This is a genomic window from Prochlorococcus sp. MIT 1342, assembly GCF_047304495.1.
Classification (GTDB): domain Bacteria; phylum Cyanobacteriota; class Cyanobacteriia; order PCC-6307; family Cyanobiaceae; genus Prochlorococcus; species Prochlorococcus marinus_D.
In genome coordinates, this window is the sequence record NZ_CP138957.1 from 1,842,545 (window position 1) to 1,861,065 (window position 18,521).

Genomic DNA, 18,521 nt, shown 5'->3' on the forward strand with positions numbered 1-18,521 from the left:
AATCGCCCCGACAAAACCAGCAGAAATCAAATGTAGCGGTGGGAAGCTGCTTAACAAGGCTCTTGACACTATCCATGGTGTAAAAGCACCTGTTTCTGCCAGGCTCAGTTCATCTCAACCACCAACAGCAAGATGCTCACATCCCCCCAGCCACGTGCTGACGGCCGCCTTGCTGACGTGCTGCGGCCCCTTCAGATCACATGGGACCCAATGGGCTTTGCCCTCAGTTCCTTAATCATCCGCACTGGTCGCACCGCAGTGCTCTGCAGTGTTTGCGTTGAAGAAGGTGTACCCCGCTGGCGCAAAGGCCAAGGCAAAGGCTGGCTCAGCGCCGAGTACCGCCTTCTGCCTGGGTCGACACCGCAAAGACAGAACCGTGAACTGCTCAAGCTTTCCGGACGCACTCAAGAAATTCAACGCCTCATTGGCCGCAGCCTGCGCGCCGTGATCGACATGGCCGCTCTTGGGGAAACCACCCTGCGAATTGATTGTGACGTCATTCAGGCCGATGCCGGCACACGTACAGCCTCCATCACCGGCGCTTGGATTGCCTTAAAACGAGGCTGCGATCGCTTGCTGGAACAAGGGCTGCTCACGCATCAACCCGTCATCGAGCAAGTTGCTGCAGTATCCGTTGGTTTAGTGGAGAGTTATCCCCTTCTCGACCTCGACTACAGCGAAGACTCCAGGGCTGATGTGGATCTAAACGTGGTAATGGGCTCCAATGGGCACCTATTGGAGCTGCAGGGCACCGCTGAAGGGGCTCCATTCAGCAGGAATCAACTCAACGACTTGCTGAATCTGGCAGAACCCGGCCTGCAACATCTACAAGCCTTCCAACGTTCGCAATTAATGCAAGAAGACTAAAAACCGTCACCATTGCTACATGGTGGTGGAGGTCCACTCCCTAACTTCATATTTCTGCCGTTTGCTGCGCAGCCATGGCCGGCGTCATCCGCGGCTTCAGCCGTTACGCCCAGCAACCCTATGTTCAAGGGTCAGGAAGTATGGCCAACTCGCCTGCTCCACCCCAGAAAACCCTGCTGGAAGTCATCCGTGAACTGGATGGCGCCAGCAACGAAATGGTGGAGCGCTCCAAAACCATCTTCTTTCCTGGCGATCCTGCCGAAAAGGTTTATCTCATTCGACGCGGCGCCGTTCGGCTATCTCGGGTCTATGAATCTGGTGAAGAGATCACCGTGGCATTGCTGCGTGAAAACAGCCTATTTGGAGTGCTCTCTCTACTCACAGGCCATCGCTCGGACCGTTTTTATCACTCCGTAGCCTTCACCCGAGTGGAAATGATCACAGCGCCAGCCACCTCAGTTCGCCAAGCGATCGAAAACGACACCAGCGTGGGGTTACTTCTGCTGCAGGGTCTCTCAAGTCGGATCTTGCAAACCGAGACCATGATCGAGACCCTCACTCACCGCGACATGTCATCAAGGCTTGTGAGTTTCCTGCTAGTCCTCTGCCGGGATTTCGGGGTTCCAGGGGAACAAGGAATCACCATTGACCTACGCCTCTCACATCAGTCCATCGCTGAAGCAATCGGCTCGACTCGCGTCACCATTACTCGCCTGTTGGGAGACCTGCGCAATTCAGGTCTAGTGCAAATCGATCGCAAGAAAATCACCGTTCTTGATCCGATTGCCCTTGCTAAAAAATTCAACTGATCCCCGTCCCAGTCCAGGATGGTGAAACGGGTTGACACTATTCCTGATCCCACCCGCCCATTTTCGTGACCGGCTGGCTGCTGATCCTCTCCCTACTCGTCCTCGGTGGTGTGCTCTCCACCCTCGGCGATCGACTTGGCAGCCGTGTAGGCAAAGCAAGGCTGAGCCTGTTCAATCTCAGACCGCGAAGGACAGCCGTCTTCATCACCGTTCTCACTGGCAGCCTGATTAGCGCCCTGTCCCTAGGACTGATGCTGCTGGTCAGTCGACAACTGCGAGTAGGACTTTTTGAACTGGATGACCTTCAGGCCAAACTCCAACAAAGTCGTGATGCCCTCAATTCAAGTCGGTTGGCCCAGTTCAATGCCGAGCTTGATCTCAAGCAGGCCAGGTCGGACAGCAATCAGGTTCAGAATGAACTGAAGGAAGCCAAAAAGCGAGCTACTGCCCTTCGCAACGAACTCGCACCACTACAAAAACAAAGACAACAGCTCGAGGCGGAACGAGCTCGTCTCAGTCGCGACATTTCCAAAAAAGATGCCGACATCCGCCGAACGGAAGTTGAACTAGCCAATGTTCGCAGCAGGATTAGCGCGGCTGAAAAAGAACTGAAGCAGCTCGAGACCAACCTCATTGCCTTACGTCGAGGGGATGTTGTGCTGAGTAGTGGGCAGCAACTTGCTGCAGCCACCCTGCGGCTCGATAACCCCAGCCAGGCGAAAGCCGTCATCGACCGCCTACTTCAGGAAGCAAACCTGGAGGCTTTTCGACGCGTACGTCCCGGTGAAGAAGCCAATCGACAGATCCTGCTCGTGCCACGCACCGACATCAACCGCATCGAACAGATCATCCGAAAGCCAGGCACCTGGGTGGTCTATGTGCGCTCTGCCGCAAACGTGTTGCGTGGGGAGAACGTGGTGTATGCCTTCCCGGATGCTCGCCCAAATATCAACATCGTCCGACAAGGCGAAGTCCTCGCACGAACGACTCTTGACCAAAACGAGAAGAGCAGCGAAACCGTGCGCAACCGACTTAGCCTCCTGCTTGCATCAACTCTGGCAGAGGTAAAAAGACGCGGATCCCTCAGTTCTGGACTGCAGTTCGATGGCAGTGAAATGAACCGGCTCGGCAAGGCATTACTGAACCGTTCTCAAGAGCGGATTGAGCTAGAAGCCGTGGCACTCCGCAACAGCGATACAGCCGATCCAGTAGCAGTTGTCCTGCAGCCCGTGGGTGGTCCTTGGACAAAGATTCCCGAAGACAAACCATGACAAAGCTTGTGGCCGTAGATCCTGGTCGCAATAAATGTGGATTAGTTCTTGCCGATACAACAACAAATGCTGTGCTGGAGGGAAAAGTGGTGGCCGCAGCCGCTGTGCTCGACCTCATCATGCATTGGCAAAACCAAGCACCCTTAGAAGGCATCTTGATCGGCAACGGCACCAGCAGTGAATACTGGCAAAACCTTCTGCTGCACATTGCCCCCTTGAATGTGGTCGAAGAACGTGGGAGCACACTGCGCGCCCGCCATCGCTATTGGGAGCTATGGCCCCCAAGCAACTGGCGCCGCTGGCTACCCCGAGGAATGATCCTGCCTCCCCATCATCTAGACGCCATAGCCGCAATGGTGTTGCTTGAAGACCACCTCGGGCAACAACTCCTTTGGCCCGGACCACCCAACTTCAGAATCGGGCCCTAACAGTGAACATATAATCCCCACCAGGCTCAAGGTGGTAGTCAGCCTTAACGAGGAAGCGCAGTAAAGCATCCTCAATCAGTGCTCGCCCAAGAGATGGTTCCACTTTCAGTTCACCCCGATCGAAAGCCCAGCTGAACTGCCACTGAAACCCCCCAGCGGAAACCTCCCCATCCAAGCGTTGGTCGGCAAAGCTTTGGCGGTGTACACAGAGGCGAGCCGTGGTGACAGGCAAATGACTCATCAGCAGGCAGAACAACCCTCCGGTTGAAAAGCATTGAGACGATTACCTGCCCGTTCCAACCCAAGGCACTGAATCAGATCCAAACCCATCAGCACCTCATCAAGCACTTGATCGACTAGGAGGCTCTCCTGCCGACTAAACACCCCGAGCACATGCGAGACGGTTCGAGCTCTTCGTTCCTCAGAAGTACGACCTGGAGCACCGATCCCGATCCGCAGACGACAAAAATCCTGAGTCCCCAGATGTTGAATCGCGCTGCGCAAACCATTGTGACCTCCTGCACTTCCCTGGGCGCGAAGCCGCAGTCGACCCAAAGACAAGTCCATGTCATCTACAAGCACCAGCAACTGATCAACCTCCAAGCCAAACCAATCGATGGCTGCACGAATCGCCCGACCGCTTTCATTCATATAAGTTTGAGGCATCAGCAATCGAACCCTCTCTGAGCCAACCGCCACTTCCGCCATCAGTCCATGGAACTTTGTTTGCGGCCTGAAACTGACTGACTTCTGAGCAGCCAACTTATCGAGGGCCATGAAGCCGATGTTGTGACGGGTACCGACATACTTTGAGCCTGGATTGCCTAGGCCTACCAATAGACGTAAACGACCCGGCCTCATACCGCTCTCAGCTGGCGGGAGGGTTTTTAACCTCCCGAGGGGTTTCACTTATTGCATTGGTGTCTTGCTGCATGGACTCTTCCGTCGCAGCCTGTTCGATGGACTCAGGTTCTGCCATCGTTTTGTGAATCTCACGCTCGAATTCCTTTGAGGCTGCCTGAAAACCTTTCAGGGTTTTACCAAGGGTGCGACCAAACTCTGGAAGTCGTTTAGGTCCAAAGACAAGCAGTGCTATGGCGCCGATAACCGCCATCTCGGGGAGACCGATGCCGAACACATTCATAGGCGAGCCTCAGCCCAGCAGAGCCGAGGACAATCTATTCAAAGCTGATGCTTTGGAGGAGAAGCGACTGGTTGTAGATCTGCAAGATGGTCACCAGGAAAATCAGCAACATGAAGCCGATCCCAGCCATCACTGGGGTAGTGCCCCAACCCGGCACTACCTTGCCAGGGGCGTAGCCGGGTAGAGATTTGATCAGATTTCCCAGACGGGTGCTTTGAGCCATAACGGAGCTTCGGTCTCGGATGGTGATTAAGCATGCCTACTGTAATGGTCATAGTCCGCATACGGACTAATCCTGTCGAGAGATGTGATGGAAAACTCCTCCTCCGAGACCTACTCCCTGCTCATTGCCATGGTCACCATCACCTTCGGGCTGACCGGATACGGGCTCTACACAGCTTTTGGCCCTCCCTCAAAAGAACTTGAAGACCCCTTTGAAGAACACGAAGACTGACGGTCACATCAATCGACACGCTCAAGCAATAGTTCAGCCAACTCTCCAGGCTTCAGCTCTACCGCTTCGCCGAGACAAGACTCGTGAGCGCTACCAACCCGCCAAGCCTTCCCTACGGCCCAAGACTGGCGTGTTGCACCGGCATTAAGCACGCTGAGCTTCAGCTGCCTTACTTCGGCATACGTCACAGCCAATGGAACCAGCTTTGAAGGCAGCGACGGCAATCCTGACCATGACACCTTGAGATCAGAAGGCCCCAGCCAGCCCGGCTCTCGAAAAGCCAACGCTGCCTGAGGGACAGCCTCCCGACTCCAACCATTGGGAACAGGCATCAGTGCTAATCGCTGACGATGCCAACCCTGATCAGCCGAGGGATCTGGCCAGGTAGCCCCTCTAATCAGAGAAACACCAAGCCTGTCTGGGCACACCTGAACGCCCTGAGGTCCATCCAACAACACCGCAAGGCCACCACCCGGCGCCGCCGACTCGCTCGCCAACCAGGAGATCACAGGGACCTCCCAACGTGCTTTTTCCCTAGCCGTCATAGCTTCAGCAGGCCGTTCAATGACTCCACCGCTGGTATCCGCCGCCCATCTCACCGCTGAGCAAGCCAGGGGAACCTCCAAACGCAGTAGCTCATGACTTTGACGCCAATCCACGCCTAGACGCAGCTCGAGCCAGGGGCAATCAGCTCTCAGCTGCACATCAAGGCGCAGAGCACTGCTCCCAGCCCAACCTCGCAAGACCAAGCGCGCTACAAGAGGTCCGCGCTCCACCAGCTCCATCGAACCATTCCAGTTCAAAGCCAATGGATGCTGGCGATAATCTGCCGCCAGATCCCAGGCGTCCCAAAATTCGCCACGATCGCGAAAAAGCCCCCAGATCAGAGGTCCTGCCAACTGAGGTGTCCCGTTCCGATCCCAAAGTTGCTGCAAGCCTTCGGCACCAAAATCAGCTTGCAAAAGGCCATTACCAATCCGCCAACCGCCTTGATCAAGGAGCTGAATCTGCACAGCCCCACGAACAGGTAAGCCATCAACAACATCTAAGGCCTTACTGAAACAACGCTGAAGCGGAACTGCTGTCACCCCTAGCTGCACAGGCAACTGCACCCAGGTTCCGCCTCCCTTGGCCTCTTGGCATGGAAGCTGCGTACCGGCGCTGCCCCATTGATCTCGTGGCAATCTCAGCACAGGCGACCAACGCTGTAGTGGCTGTAGACCCATCCAGACCCAGCCCCCCCCCGAAGACTCTGGATCGAATCGATCCGAGCAGGACACCCCAGACACCCCACTGCGAAAAAGCTGTTGCAGATGCTGATCGCGGCTCCGCCTTGATTCATGACATGACGATCGCCAGACCGGCTCAGCCTGCTCAAACACTTCAGGGATCGATGTGCCTGGAAGGATGTCGTGAAATTGCTGAAAGAGCAAAGGCCGCCAATCTGGCAATGAAGATGCAGAGGTTCCAGGAACTTCAGCCCTATCGCCAAGCTGGCAAGCCAGCAAAGCTATAGCCAGGTCTGCTTCCCTCAAAAGCCTTTCAAGGTGTCGGTTTTGACGCTTCTGATCGGGACGGGTCGTCGCACAACCGCGATGAAGCTCCAAATAGAGCTCATCACGCCACACCGGCAAAGTCTCAGCATGAGCTTCAAGCGTCGCAAGGTAAGCCCTTACTGTGCCCGGCCTCTGGGGCAAAGCCTGAGGATGATCCTCCCAAAGCTGCAGCTGCTCGAGCATTTCTGCAGTGGGGCCACCTCCATGGTCGCCAACTCCCGGAACCCACAAAGCCTCTTCAACAGCGGTAGACGCCTGCCAAGACCGCTGCTCGCGAAGCATGGCCATCGGATTCCCATCAGTGCCAATTGGCGGAAGCATCAGCGCTAGCACCTCAGCCTGGCCACGACTACACCAACGAAACAGTCGATGCGGGAAGGGATTACTGGCATTCCAGGCCAGTTTATGGGTGCAGAACCAACGGATTCCTGTCTGGGTAGCTACCGCTGGCAAACCAGCGGCAAAGCCAAAGCTGTCTGGAAGCCAGGCCAACTGATGGGACCACTCCGGAAATGCTGATCGGCTGTACTGCTGTCCAAGCGTGAACTGTCGCCAAAGCGAAGCAGTGCTCACCAGCACACAATCAGTCTCGACCCAAGGGCCATTGATCGGCTCCCAACGACCTGCCCGACTTGCATCCTGAAGAGCAGCAAAAAGAGTTGGACGGTGATGTTCAACCCACTGATAGAGAGCTGGCGAGGAGTGGCTGAAATGGAAATCAGGAAATCGCTGCATCAGCTTCAGCACAGAGCGGAACGTGCGCTCTGCCGCCTGCCAAGTGTCAGCCACTGACCACAGCCAGGCCAAATCAAGATGGGCATGGCCGATCCAATGGATCAGCCCCGGCGGCTGCGCTGCATTGCGTAGTTGCTGGTCGACAGCCACGGTTGCCTCCTGACTGTGCGGATCCAGCTCAAGCCAATCCTCCGGCAACACCTCTCCCACCTCTAAATAGAGCGCCAGCGCTTCAGGCAGCAGAACCTGATCTAGATCGACTGCACCGGCCCTGGGTTCCAGCACCAACTCACTGTTGATCAACGCGCCATCGTCATGGATAGGACTCCTCAACTCCAACAAGAGTGTTAGAGGTCGCTCCCAAGGGATCGATTCAGGAAGGCTCCACCGACAAGTGGTATCGAACAGATCCCCCTCATGCACCAACACACCATCCACCCACAGCCGCATCTGATCAGCCCACCAACCCAAGACCAGCCGCAAACAACTTGCTTGAGCTTGTCTCCAAGCTTCCGGACAAAGGATCTCCTGCTGCAATTGCAGCCATACTCCGCCTCGAGGCCAGACCAATAAACCCCTGGCAACCCAGTCGGGTCGATGGATTTGAGCCCAATCATCTTGAAGCAGAGACCGCCGATCACGATCCCCTACGCGATACCAACCTGGCTTGAGATCCCACTGAGAGCGACTTCGAAAAGTTTCAATCCACGCCAATCGTCGGGCTTGAAGCTGCTCCTCCATCCCTAAGTGTCCTCTATGCCCCATAAGATGTCATCGATGTACTAGAAGCTGAACGGTCTCTCCATGCTCGCCCTCAAGCTCTCCGTTTACTCGGTCGTCTTCTTCTTTATTGCGGTTTTCGTCTTCGGCTTCTTGGCCAGCGATCCTGCGAGGACACCAGCCCGTAAGGATCTCGAAGACTAAAAGCCTTTGCAAGCGAAACTTCTCGGGTCACGCAACACACTGGACTGAGGCCTGCTCAGATCTTCCATCAATTATGGGAAGATCAGCTGCCCCAGCTGAAGCCTATTGGCGGCGAACAGTCCCCCAACCCTTCTTGTTGGGCTCTTACTTGCTACAGGGTTAATCCCTGCTGAGGCAAATTCTCAGTCAAGCAACTCATACAAAGAAGGCACCTCCTCGCCCAGCCAAGCTGCTCCTATCGCAAGCTCAGGGGGGCAGTTGAGGCAATCAACAGGCCTTCAACGCCAGCCCAGCCTTCCAGAACAATCTCCCGAACCTCCCCGAGAGCTCAAACTTCGGGCTAACCGCCAACGCTATGACGCCCGACAAGAGCGTTTTATCGCTGAAGGTAACGTCAAGGCCGTTCTCAATGAAGGCGTCCTTCATGCAGACCGCATTGAGTTCGACAGCAACTTCAACACCCTTTATGCCAGGGGTAGCGTTAATTACCGCAAGGGATCTCAGTACTTCCAAGCCAGTTCCCTCCGCTACAGCCTGATTCAAAAAGAAGGGGAGCTTGAGGACGTCTATGGCGTTCTAGATCTCGACAGCGCAGCAATCGACCTTGGCCCCAATTCACTCGATGCAGCTCAGATCCAACAAAGCCCCTCAAAGCCACCACGGCGCCTAGCAATACAAGAAAGTGAAAGTCTCGGGTTCCCCACAGCTTTAGACGTTGAATTAAACAGCACCACCGCTGGAGCTATCAGCAACCAGACCGCTTCAACAACGATCTGGGATCAAAGTCTTGCCCAAAACAATCAATGGGTCCAGCTAGATCAGCCACCGCAATCGTCCGAGACATCTCGACAAGACGCAAATAATCAACCAGGCATGGCCTGTCCACCTGTGCTGCCTCCGATACCAGATTGGCATCCCCATCCCTGGGCCGTAACGGCTTGGGGTGGCCAGATGATTGATTCAAATTTTGGAGACACCTTTCTGTTCAATGGCCGAATGAGGGAGGAATATCTCCTGGGACTGGGTCTGCAGAAAAGAATCGCTCGTGCAGGCCCCTTCGCTCTTGAACTAGAAGCAGACCTCTTTGCTCACCATGCCAACCAACAAGCTGGAGGAGCATTCAATCAATCAGTACCACTTGCAGACACACCTGCCCAGAGCTTTGGTGAAGGTGTGCTGGGTATCGGAGCACGGCTATGGGTACAACCGTGGTTGAGTTTTGGCGTGATAGAGGGAATCAGCTTCAATACGGCCTATAGCAACTATGAGAAGACCTACCGCGAGAACTATGCAAAATTGCTGAACTATCTGAGCTTTGAGCTTGAAGCCGCAGTCTCACAACAACTCTCTCTTGTGGGACGCATTCACCATCGCTCAGGAGCCTTCGGCACCTATAGCGGTGTCAAGGAAGGAAGTAATGCTTACCTTGTTGGCTTGAGATACCGCTGGGGCCAAGACAAAACAGCACCGCAGCAAGTTGACGTTCCGCCACCACTGGGTTGTCCTGACCCCGATCGTGCTAATCGAACAACTCGCCAAGGGCTCCAACAGACCCTTGAGTCGATCACCCTTGGAGAGGGTGACCCTAAAGCCCAAGCAGAAGCTCTCCCTCTTGGCACCAGACCTCCCCAAGCTGTTGCCACACCACAAAGACTCGCCCAGACGAATTCATCGACGCTCTCTCCAGCAGAGCAAGAAGCATTGCGCGCCAAGGCAATTGCCAAGATCGATCAACGTATTAGCAGCATCCAGTTCCAACAAGCTCTCACCATTGAGAAGCGACAAGGAGTCTCTTCATTAACAAGAAATGTCGAAGAAGAAAATAAATACGGCGGAGTGCGCGCTTCTCAGCTCAAGCAACAGGGAGCGACCAAGCTGATCACTGGTTCTATCAGCCGCTGGAGGATTCAAGCTGCCAAGGTCACGATCAGCCCAGAGGGATGGAAAGCAGACCGCATGGGCTTCTCCAATGATCCCTATACACCTTCTCAAACGAGGATTGATGCCGAAGATGTGATTGCCACTGAAGAGCCTAATGGAGACATTGTGATCCAAACCCGCCGCAATCGACTCATTGTAGAAGAGCGTTTTCCGATACCAGTCTCCAGAACCCAAACCATCAAAAAGCAGGAAGAAGTTGAAAACCGTTGGGTATTTGGTATCGACAATGAAGATCGAGATGGTTTCTTTGTCGGCCGTGATCTAAAACCTTTCGAGCTAACAAAGAACTACACCCTCTCCCTCCAGCCTCAATTCCTTCTAGAGCGAGCCATCGACGGAGAGACAAAAAGCTACGTTGCTCCTGGCAGCTCGATTGACAGCAAAAAAATAACCCAGCCAATTACGGCCGCTGATTTATTCGGCCTAGAAGCAGAACTAACTGGGAACACTTGGGGGTGGGATATTGACATTAATGCTGATATAAGCACCTTCAATCCATCAAATTTTGCCGATGGAAGCCGTTACTGGGGTGATTTTAAAAGGAACTTTGAGATCCCCTGGATTGGATCTTTGCAGGCCAACCTTTTTGCGGCTTATCGCTACGAAGCCTGGAATGGATCCCTAGGAGAAACTGACATTTATTCAGCATATGGAGCTTTCCTGCAAAAGAAAGATGCTTGGTCATGGGGCAAACTTTCTAACAACTACCTCCTTAGAGCTGGTGTAGGCAACTATCAAGCAGAAGCATTCAAAAGTGAAAATCTGTCAGACCTCTGGCGCGCTAATTTCTACGGTTCACTAAACAGTAGCTATCCACTATGGATCGGCAAACATGCTGCTCTAACACCTGAAGCAGCTTACCGCTACTCACCTATAGCAATCGTACCTGGGCTTAGATTCAACACTAATCTGAGAACTACCTTTGATGCCTATGGCGATGGCGAGAGAAAAGCCACCATTGGTCTAACCGGAGGGCCAGCACTCACACTTGGGACATTCAGCAAGCCCTTCTTAGATTTTACTCGTTTATCTATTAGTGGTGGGGGCACTTTAATCCAAGGCTCTAGCCCATTTAAATTTGACCAAAATATTGATCTTGCCACCCTAGGGATCGGCCTAACGCAGCAAATCGCGGGGCCTTTAATTCTTAATACCGGTGTCGCTTACAACGTAGATCCTGATTCACCTTATTACGGAGACATCATTAACTCAAACATCGAACTGCGCTGGCAACGTCGTTCCTATGACTTCGGCTTCTACTTCAACCCCTACAAAGGCATCGGCGGCTTTCGTTTCCGTCTTAATGATTTCAACTTCACCGGCACCGGCGTACCTTTTGTTCCCTATACACCCATCAATCAATTCGATCAATTTGAAGAACACCTCTTCTAATTCACTTAATCAAGGAGCACCCCCATAAATCAAATGACTGCCTGTTAAATCAGCCCCGGCGAACTGCATTCCTTCCGTACGCACATCTGGCGAGTAAGCATTGATCACCACAGCCTCACGTAAGTCTGCACGCCGCAAGTCTGTCCCACTCAACTCAGTATTCGTAAGCATGGCCCCATTGAGCTGAGCATCATCCAAGCGAGCCCCACTTAGATCAGCGCCCTCAAGATTCGCGCCCTCAAGATTCGCGCCCCGCAGATCAGCATCGCGAAGGTCTACACCAATCAAATGAGCATCACGGAGGTCTGCCCCGCGCAAATCACAACTCCTACACGCTCCGAATTGGTGCAACTGCTCCATCTGTGTTGTAAATGGCTCAACATTGAGCGACACAACTGGCGCCGCAGATGCTGGAGGAGCTAACAGAACGAGCACCGCAGTGCAGATGTAACGGAGAGAAACCATGACCAGCGCGCTTTCTCTTTTCATAGACACGCTGCAAATGATCTGCCGCAGCGCATCACTAAAAATTCAATCTTCCGTTTCCTCAACAAACAACCTTCAATGCAGCGACGCCACAAAATCATTGAGGTATGGGAGGTCTGCCATCGTGCGCTTTAGGGCTGCGTCCTGAGCCACCAACTGCGATGTGGCATCCCAACGTCCGCTAAGCAGCATCTCGCGAGGGCCAGACTCAATCTGTAAATCCCATGAGCCTGCAGCACTCGTCAACTGCTGAGCCTGAAGATTGAAGCCCCAGCTCTGCGACGGATCCGCTGCCACCGCCTGCTGCAAGGCATCAATCTGAGCAAGGGCGGCAGTTGCACATGGAATTCCCAGCGCTAGGCAGTTGCCATAGAAGATTTCTGCAAAGCTCTGTCCGATCAGCGCACGGATACCCCAGCGCATCAAAGCTTGAGGTGCATGTTCACGACTAGAGCCACAGCCGAAATTATCATTAACGACCAAGATCGAAGCACCCTGATGAACCTTCAGGTCGAAGGGATGTAAACCACCCAGTTCCAAGCGATCATCCTCAAAAATCTGATCTCCCAGCGCCTCGAAACTCACACATTTAAGAAACCGGGCTGGGATGATCCGATCCGTGTCAATGTCGTCACCACGCAACATCAAGGCACGGCCCTGAACCTGGTCTATAGAGCCATGGGGGAACGGTATAGCCTCAATCGTCATTGGTGGAAGCTTTGAGAAGGAACAGTGTTGCTGATTAGCTTGCGCACATCGGTGACCTGGCCGGTAATGGCAGCAGCAGCCACCATTGCGGGACTCATCAACAAGGTGCGGCCTCGGGACGAACCCTGACGCCCCTTGAAATTCCTGTTACTGGAACTTGCACTGATCTGACGCCCCTCAAGACGATCAGGATTCATTGCCAGACACATGGAACAGCCTGGTTCACGCCATTCAAATCCAGCATTGCGAAAAACACCATCAAGCCCCTCTGCTTCCGCAGCCCTGGCAACTTGTTCCGAGCCTGGCACCACAAAGGCCTTGATCCCTTGTGCTACATGGCGGCCCTTGGCAATAGCGGCAGCAGCCTTTAAATCACTAAGACGACCATTGGTGCAACTGCCAATAAAACAAACATCAACTGGAACCCCTTCAATCGCCATTCCCGGCTCCAAATCCATATAGCGACAAGCTTCCTCGGCGATTGGACGTTCACTTGGCTCAAGCGAATCCGCAGTCGGTACCGATTCGTCTACAGCAATGCCCTGACCAGGAGTGATGCCCCAGGTCACCATGGGCGCAATACTGGCCGCATCAAACGTCACCTCATCATCAAAAACAGCATTGGGATCACTGGCCAAGCTCCTCCACCAGGCGACTGCCCGATGCCAAGCCTCCCCAGTAGGCGCATAAAGCCGTCCTTGCAAATAGTCAAAAGTGACCCCATCAGGATTGACATATCCGCAGCGGGCGCCTCCCTCAATCGCCATATTGCAGAGGGTCATGCGTTCTTCCATGGAGAGCACATCAATGGCTGGTCCGGCGAACTCATAGGCATAGCCCACGCCAGCTTTGACCCCAAGGCTTCGGATCACATGAAGGATCAAATCCTTGGCATGAACACCGCAACCAAGCTGACCGTCGACCCAGATCCGACGCACCTTGAGCTTGTTCATGGCAAGACTCTGACTAGCAAGCACATCCCGCACCTGACTGGTGCCGATCCCGAACGCAATGGCGCCAAACGCCCCATGGGTAGACGTGTGTGAGTCACCACAAGCCACAGTCATGCCCGGCTGGGTCAGCCCCAACTCAGGAGCTATCACATGCACGATGCCCTGGCGACCACTGCCAAGGCCGCAAAGAACAATCCCGTAGTTGGCACAGTTTCGTTCCAAGGTGCTGAGCATCTCCTCAGCCAAAGGGTCAGCAAACGGACGCTTCTGACTGATCGTCGGCACGATGTGATCAACAGTCGCCACGGTGCGCTCAGGGCACCGCACCGGCAAACCCTTGTCCTGCAAAGCAGCGAAAGCCTGCGGGCTGGTGACCTCATGGATCAAATGCAAACCCACAAATAACTGAGTGGATCCACCAGGCAGTTCAGCCACCCGATGGAGATCCCACACCTTGTCGTAGAGGGTGCCGGAGCTCAAGGTTCAGAGGCAGTAGCCGAAAACCTTAGCTCCCATCCAGCAGGAACCTGCGCAGCCGATCGAGACTGCGAACCACACTCAGCTCCTGAATTGCCAACCTTCCACGACGAACACCGAACTGCACATGGCTTGCATCACAGCCATGCGGTCCAGCTACTGCGATATGCACTAACCCCACAGGCTTGGCCTGCGTACCGCCGCCAGGGCCTGCCACACCGCTCACCGCAATGGACCAATCTGCCCCAAGCCGTTGACGCGCGCCTTCAGCCATAGCCCGCACCACAGGATCAGAAACTGCACCGTGCTGATGCAAAAGGTCTGTGGATATCCCCAGTAGGGCTTGCTTAATGGCATTGCTATAAGCAATAACCCCGCCAAGAAAAACCTCAGAAGCTCTCGGAACAGCAGCCAAAGCGGCACCAACTCCGCCACCCGTACAAGACTCTGCCACTACAATGGTCTCACCTCGTTGACGCAACAAATCCAGCACAACCGAAGCCAAGCTCTCATCATCCGAGCCATAACAGAACAAGCCGGTGCGATGACGGAGCTCTGCATCCACTGGATCCAATAGCTGCCTCGCTTGCTCCACCGTTGCCCCTCGGGCCGTGATCCGTAGTTTCACCTCTCCCAGGCCGGCATAAGGGGCCACTGTTGGATTGCCCTGCTCAAGCAAATCAGCCACCTCTTCAGCCAGCGTGGATTCAGCAATGCCTGTAAACCGCAACAGCCGACTCACAAAGATGTCAGCCACTCCTCCGTGCTGACGCAGCCATGGCACGGCTGTCTGAGACCACATCTGCTTCATTTCAGAAGGCACACCCGGAAAGGTGAGCACAGTGAACCCCGGCCGAGGACACCAGATCATCCCCGGCGCAGTGCCGGAAGGGTTTGGAAGGATTTCAGCTCCACGAGGAAACAACGCCTGTTTGCGATTACTGATTGCAGAAATGCTGCCGCCAGCAGTGAGCTTGGCCTGAATCTCGAACCAAAGTTCTGGACGTTCCTCAAGCGGCGTATCAAAAGCAGCCGCCAAAGTTTCAGTCGTCAGATCATCAGGCGTTGGTCCTAGGCCACCAGTGGTGATCAGAATCCGACTGCGATCAACAGCCTCCAAAACTGATTCTTTGAGACGATCAACGTTGTCTCCTACAACAGTTTGGCGGTAATGAGGGAGCCCCAGAGCAGCCAGCTCCTCAGCTAACCAACGAGCATTGCTGTTAAGGATGTTGCCAAGCAACAGCTCCGTGCCAATGCAAAGGATCTCAACACCATGCCTAGCCGAAGCTTCAGCCATGACCATCGCGATAGGCACGTGGATCACTAGGAGCTGCAAGGGGGCTAGAAGGGTCTACGAAGACACCTTCAGCACTACGTTGACGACGGCTGATCACGACTGTCGCCACGAGAATGGCTGTCGCTAAAGCCAGCCACAAAAAACGCATTTCAGCATTGGCCACCACGAGAGCCAATGCTGCTAGCCATTGTGTAAACACGTAGATCAACAACACCGTTCGGCGATGACTGAAGCCGGCGCGCAGCAGACGGTGATGAAGATGGCGACGATCAGGGTAAAAAGGAGAACGGCCTTCCCGCAACCGCCCCATAATCACTGCCGACATATCAGCCAAAGGCAGAGACAAAATCAACAGTGGCAGCAACAGACTGACGGTGGTGAGTCCCTTGGCTGGTCCCACGATGCTGATTGCTGCCAAGGTAAAGCCAAGGAAATAGGAGCCGCCATCACCCATAAAAATGCGGGCTGGATTGAAGTTATGGCGCAGAAAACCAAGACAACAGCCCGCCAAAGCAGCTGCCAGAAAACCTGCAGCCACTTGATGAAGTGAAAAACTGACCGACACAAGACCAACAGCGGCAATACCAGCCACTCCTGCCGCAAGACCATCAAGACCATCTAGCCAATTGATGGCATTGGTAATACCCACAAGCCACACCAGCGTGGCAGCAAGGCTAAGCAAATCCGGCAAGGCAATTAAAGAAGAAGAGCCTTCCCCCAACCAGGGGAACTCAATCGTTCCAATGCGTACCCCCTGAGTCCACATCGCAAACGCAACGGCCACCTGTCCTGCCAAACGAGGCCAAGGAGACAAAACGAACAAATCATCTGCCAGGCCAATCACAAAAAAGCAAAGAGCCCCCGCCAGAGTGGACCAGATCAGCTGATCCTTCGCAGGCGCAAGTAAACCAAACCCCCCCAGCCCCCATGTCACTGCCAGAGCCAAACCAAATCCCAGCACCATGGCGATGCCACCAAGACGCACCATCGGAGTGCTGTGCTGCTTGCGGGAATCAGGCTGATCAGTGAGACCAAGGTGAAGACCTAGCGCCCGCACGAGTGGGACAACCAAAGTGGTAAGCACAGCAGCTATCACAAAGCTCGCCGTAGCAAAAGCAAAGGGGCTGCTCGCGAGAGTCAAGTTCGCTCCTGTAGCAAGCGACCTAAAGAAGGGCCGATGGAATGAATCCTAGGCAGAGCAAACCTGTGATTCCAGAGCGAAGGGCCAGTCAAGCAAGCGCTGGCTGGAGGGCACCCCTGTAGAGAGGGAAACGGCCACAAAGTTGTCTCACCCGTTCCAAGCACTGCACCTTGATCGATTCATCTTGCGGTTTAAGCAAACGATCTGCAATCACATCAGCAACCTCACGGAATGCCTCCTCATCAAAGCCACGAGTTGTGAGCGCCGCCGTGCCCAAGCGCAGACCACTGGTCACAAAAGGCGACTCAGGATCAAAGGGCACTGTGTTCTTATTGGCGGTGATGTTCACGTCACTGACAAGCAAATCAGCAACCTTCCCGGTCATCCCAATGCTGCGCAGATCCAGCAAGACAAGATGATTATCTGTTCCTCCACTCACCACCGCAATCCCGCGCTCCTGAATGCGACCAGCAAGAACCTGGGCATTCGCAACCACCTGGCAGCTATAAGCCTGGAACTCTGGCTGAAGAGCTTCTCCTAAGGCCACAGCCTTGGCTGCGATCACATGTTCCAAAGGGCCGCCCTGACTGCCAGGAAACACTGCCTTGTCAAACTTACGGCCAAAGTCCGCATCACGACAAAGGATTAAGCCGCCTCTGGGGCCACGCAATGTCTTGTGGGTGGTCGTTGTCACCACATCACAGTGGGCGATAGGACTCGGATGGAACCCAGCCGCAACAAGGCCGGCAATGTGTGCCATGTCCGCCAACAAGTAAGCGCCCACCTCATCAGCGATGCTGCGAAAAGCAGCAAAATCGATCGTGCGGGGATAGGCCGAGTAGCCGCAGATGATCAGTTGAGGACGCTCTTTCAGGGCCAGCTGACGAACAGCCTCCATATCGAGCTGCTGACTATCACGCTCCACGCCGTAATGAACGACCTTGAACCACTTGCCGCTGACATTGACAGGAGAACCATGAGTGAGATGCCCCCCATGGGATAGATCCATCCCCATGATGGTGTCACCGGGCTGCAACAGCGCCAGGAAGACGGCGAAGTTGGCCTGCGCGCCACTATGAGGTTGCACGTTGGCCCAAGCCGCACCAAAGAGCCGCTGAGCACGCTCGATCGCCAACTCCTCAATCGCATCGACATGCTCACAACCGCCGTAATAGCGCTTATGGGGAAGACCTTCGGCGTACTTGTTGGTGAGCACAGAACCCTGAGCCTGCATCACAGCTTGAGAAGTGAAGTTCTCACTGGCTATCAGCTCTAGATGGGTCTCCTGACGTTGCCTCTCCTGATCGATCAAGCCTGCAATCGCCGGGTCGGAATCCGTCAGGGCAGCATTAATAGAAGCCAAGAAGCGATCCGTCATTTACAGAACCCAACAGTTTTCGGATCGTAGGCAATGGTTCTTCACGTCTTAAGCAAAGCCCTTAGCCCTAAGACCGCCGCCGGACCCAAGTGCAAAAAAAAACTGCCCGAAGGGCAGTTAATCAGCGCGCCTGGAGAGATTCGAACTCCCGACCCTCTGATCCGTAGTCAGATGCTCTAATCCGCTGAGCTACAGGCGCTTAGAAGGAAACATCAGACTTCATCATGGGGGCCTTCGTCAACCGAGTCTCATCCAAGCGCCACAATCGAGAGATCTACAAGGACACTGCTCATGCCAATTCGCTGGTACGGCAACGCCGACACAACCGACCCGACCTATCAACATTTCGCTCGAATCGTCAACTTCACCCTGCATGCCATGGCCTTTGCAGCTTTCAACAGTGGCCTTTGGTTCATTCAACAAATGCGCCACCCATGGCCACACTTGGATTGGTTCAGCGAAATCTGGCTTGCTGGACTCTTCATCCACCTTGCATTTGTAGTCGTCAAAAGACCCAAGGCCAAGACCACCGAAGAGCAAGCCTGATCCCAACATCA

At 54.4% G+C, this 18,521-nt stretch carries 19 protein-coding genes and 1 tRNA gene; 8 read left to right on the forward strand and 12 right to left on the reverse strand.

Translation table 11 applies throughout. From position 1 onward, the window contains the following. The first annotated feature begins 132 nt into the window (after positions 1–132). The 4 genes from rph to SIB79_RS09550 all read left to right on the forward strand — a co-directional run bounded on the left by rph (position 133) and on the right by SIB79_RS09550 (position 3,375). Positions 133–867, forward strand: coding sequence for a ribonuclease PH (gene rph, locus SIB79_RS09535; protein ID WP_063405008.1), 735 nt, complete (start codon positions 133–135; stop codon positions 865–867). Positions 868–941: 74 nt separating this feature from the next. Continuing rightward, positions 942–1,676, forward strand: coding sequence for a global nitrogen regulator NtcA (ntcA, locus tag SIB79_RS09540; RefSeq protein ID WP_041384680.1), 735 nt, complete (start codon positions 942–944; stop codon positions 1,674–1,676). Positions 1,677–1,741: 65 nt separating this feature from the next. Beyond that, positions 1,742–2,947, forward strand: coding sequence for a DUF3084 domain-containing protein (locus SIB79_RS09545; RefSeq protein ID WP_063405006.1), 1,206 nt, complete (start codon positions 1,742–1,744; stop codon positions 2,945–2,947). After that, complete coding sequence (locus tag SIB79_RS09550) at positions 2,944–3,375, forward strand: resolvase (protein WP_236072717.1); 432 nt, start codon at positions 2,944–2,946, stop codon at positions 3,373–3,375. Before SIB79_RS09545 ends, SIB79_RS09550 begins: the two co-directional genes overlap by 4 nt. Here SIB79_RS09550 and SIB79_RS09555 read toward each other — a convergent pair. The 4 genes from SIB79_RS09555 to psbH are packed head-to-tail and all read right to left on the reverse strand — an operon-like array spanning position 3,359 to position 4,742. Next, positions 3,359–3,616: a DUF3146 family protein gene (locus tag SIB79_RS09555; RefSeq protein ID WP_011131201.1), complete on the reverse strand. Its 258-nt coding sequence runs from the start codon at positions 3,614–3,616 to the stop codon at positions 3,359–3,361. The genes SIB79_RS09550 and SIB79_RS09555 overlap by 17 nt on opposite strands. Then, the gene (pth, locus tag SIB79_RS09560) at positions 3,616–4,236 is read right to left on the reverse strand and encodes an aminoacyl-tRNA hydrolase (RefSeq protein WP_063405003.1); all 621 of its coding nucleotides are present in this window, start codon (positions 4,234–4,236) and stop codon (positions 3,616–3,618) included. The genes SIB79_RS09555 and pth overlap by 1 nt, the downstream gene beginning before the upstream one ends. Before the next feature lie 7 nt (positions 4,237–4,243). Beyond that, positions 4,244–4,519, reverse strand: a complete 276-nt coding sequence (locus SIB79_RS09565) for a TatA/E family twin arginine-targeting protein translocase (RefSeq protein ID WP_063405001.1) — start codon at positions 4,517–4,519, stop codon at positions 4,244–4,246. Between the two features lie 34 nt (positions 4,520–4,553). Beyond that, positions 4,554–4,742 (reverse strand): photosystem II reaction center phosphoprotein PsbH, encoded by a 189-nt coding sequence (gene psbH / locus SIB79_RS09570; protein WP_011131204.1) that lies wholly within the window; start codon positions 4,740–4,742, stop codon positions 4,554–4,556. An 87-nt stretch (positions 4,743–4,829) separates the two neighbouring features. Between psbH and psbN the strand changes: the two genes are divergently transcribed. Next, positions 4,830–4,973: a photosystem II reaction center protein PsbN gene (gene psbN, locus SIB79_RS09575; protein ID WP_011827045.1), complete on the forward strand. Its 144-nt coding sequence runs from the start codon at positions 4,830–4,832 to the stop codon at positions 4,971–4,973. A gap of 8 nt (positions 4,974–4,981) precedes the next feature. On the opposite strand, the gene SIB79_RS09580 is transcribed toward psbN, so the two are convergent. Further along, the gene (locus tag SIB79_RS09580) at positions 4,982–8,005 is read right to left on the reverse strand and encodes an alpha-mannosidase (RefSeq protein ID WP_063404999.1); all 3,024 of its coding nucleotides are present in this window, start codon (positions 8,003–8,005) and stop codon (positions 4,982–4,984) included. Positions 8,006–8,068: 63 nt separating this feature from the next. Here SIB79_RS09580 and SIB79_RS09585 point away from each other — a divergent pair, with 63 nt between their 5' ends. Together SIB79_RS09585 and SIB79_RS09590 are read left to right on the forward strand one after the other, a co-directional pair. Next, positions 8,069–8,188, forward strand: a complete 120-nt coding sequence (locus SIB79_RS09585) for a photosystem II reaction center protein I (RefSeq protein WP_011827047.1) — start codon at positions 8,069–8,071, stop codon at positions 8,186–8,188. 105 nt (positions 8,189–8,293) lie between these two features. After that, complete coding sequence (locus SIB79_RS09590; RefSeq protein ID WP_063404997.1) at positions 8,294–11,521, forward strand: DUF3769 domain-containing protein; 3,228 nt, start codon at positions 8,294–8,296, stop codon at positions 11,519–11,521. A 9-nt stretch (positions 11,522–11,530) separates the two neighbouring features. Here SIB79_RS09590 and SIB79_RS09595 read toward each other — a convergent pair whose 3' ends face one another. From SIB79_RS09595 to SIB79_RS09625, 7 genes are all read right to left on the reverse strand, one after another. Continuing rightward, positions 11,531–11,986: a pentapeptide repeat-containing protein gene (locus tag SIB79_RS09595; RefSeq protein ID WP_063405415.1), complete on the reverse strand. Its 456-nt coding sequence runs from the start codon at positions 11,984–11,986 to the stop codon at positions 11,531–11,533. Positions 11,987–12,082: 96 nt separating this feature from the next. Next, entirely contained in the window at positions 12,083–12,715 is a 633-nt protein-coding gene (locus SIB79_RS09600) for a 3-isopropylmalate dehydratase small subunit (RefSeq protein WP_063404995.1), read from the reverse strand. Further along, complete coding sequence (gene leuC, locus SIB79_RS09605; protein WP_063404993.1) at positions 12,712–14,148, reverse strand: 3-isopropylmalate dehydratase large subunit; 1,437 nt, start codon at positions 14,146–14,148, stop codon at positions 12,712–12,714. The genes SIB79_RS09600 and leuC overlap by 4 nt, the downstream gene beginning before the upstream one ends. Before the next feature lie 25 nt (positions 14,149–14,173). Continuing rightward, positions 14,174–15,445 (reverse strand): competence/damage-inducible protein A, encoded by a 1,272-nt coding sequence (locus SIB79_RS09610; RefSeq protein WP_196757652.1) that lies wholly within the window; start codon positions 15,443–15,445, stop codon positions 14,174–14,176. Then, positions 15,438–16,586 carry an MraY family glycosyltransferase gene (locus SIB79_RS09615; RefSeq protein ID WP_063396839.1) on the reverse strand — a complete coding sequence of 383 codons (1,149 nt, stop codon included), beginning with the start codon at positions 16,584–16,586 and terminating at the stop codon, positions 15,438–15,440. The genes SIB79_RS09610 and SIB79_RS09615 overlap by 8 nt, the downstream gene beginning before the upstream one ends. Positions 16,587–16,674: 88 nt before the next feature. Further along, entirely contained in the window at positions 16,675–17,964 is a 1,290-nt protein-coding gene (gene glyA, locus SIB79_RS09620; protein ID WP_063404989.1) for a serine hydroxymethyltransferase, read from the reverse strand. Between the two features lie 125 nt (positions 17,965–18,089). Next, positions 18,090–18,163, reverse strand: a tRNA-Arg gene (locus SIB79_RS09625). 92 nt (positions 18,164–18,255) lie between these two features. Between SIB79_RS09625 and SIB79_RS09630 the strand changes: the two genes are divergently transcribed. After that, positions 18,256–18,510, forward strand: a complete 255-nt coding sequence (locus SIB79_RS09630; RefSeq protein ID WP_011131215.1) for a 2TM domain-containing protein — start codon at positions 18,256–18,258, stop codon at positions 18,508–18,510. Positions 18,511–18,521 lie beyond the last annotated feature (11 nt).

Bases quoted from the DNA above. Each gene is read 5' to 3' on its own strand.
- psbH (WP_011131204.1), bottom strand. From the start codon at position 4,742: ATGGCTCAAAGCACCCGTCTGGGAAATCTGATCAAATCTCTACCCGGC.
- ntcA (WP_041384680.1), top strand. From the start codon at position 942: ATGGCCGGCGTCATCCGCGGCTTCAGCCGTTACGCCCAGCAACCCTAT.
- pth (WP_063405003.1), bottom strand. From the start codon at position 4,236: ATGAGGCCGGGTCGTTTACGTCTATTGGTAGGCCTAGGCAATCCAGGC.
- psbN (WP_011827045.1), top strand. From the start codon at position 4,830: ATGGAAAACTCCTCCTCCGAGACCTACTCCCTGCTCATTGCCATGGTC.
- SIB79_RS09610 (WP_196757652.1), bottom strand. From the start codon at position 15,445: ATGGCTGAAGCTTCGGCTAGGCATGGTGTTGAGATCCTTTGCATTGGC.
- SIB79_RS09550 (WP_236072717.1), top strand. From the start codon at position 2,944: ATGACAAAGCTTGTGGCCGTAGATCCTGGTCGCAATAAATGTGGATTA.
- SIB79_RS09630 (WP_011131215.1), top strand. From the start codon at position 18,256: ATGCCAATTCGCTGGTACGGCAACGCCGACACAACCGACCCGACCTAT.
- SIB79_RS09600 (WP_063404995.1), bottom strand. From the start codon at position 12,715: ATGACGATTGAGGCTATACCGTTCCCCCATGGCTCTATAGACCAGGTT.
- SIB79_RS09595 (WP_063405415.1), bottom strand. From the start codon at position 11,986: ATGGTTTCTCTCCGTTACATCTGCACTGCGGTGCTCGTTCTGTTAGCT.
- SIB79_RS09580 (WP_063404999.1), bottom strand. From the start codon at position 8,005: ATGGAGGAGCAGCTTCAAGCCCGACGATTGGCGTGGATTGAAACTTTT.
- SIB79_RS09555 (WP_011131201.1), bottom strand. From the start codon at position 3,616: ATGAGTCATTTGCCTGTCACCACGGCTCGCCTCTGTGTACACCGCCAA.
- glyA (WP_063404989.1), bottom strand. From the start codon at position 17,964: ATGACGGATCGCTTCTTGGCTTCTATTAATGCTGCCCTGACGGATTCC.
- rph (WP_063405008.1), top strand. From the start codon at position 133: ATGCTCACATCCCCCCAGCCACGTGCTGACGGCCGCCTTGCTGACGTG.
- SIB79_RS09565 (WP_063405001.1), bottom strand. From the start codon at position 4,519: ATGAATGTGTTCGGCATCGGTCTCCCCGAGATGGCGGTTATCGGCGCC.
- SIB79_RS09585 (WP_011827047.1), top strand. From the start codon at position 8,069: ATGCTCGCCCTCAAGCTCTCCGTTTACTCGGTCGTCTTCTTCTTTATT.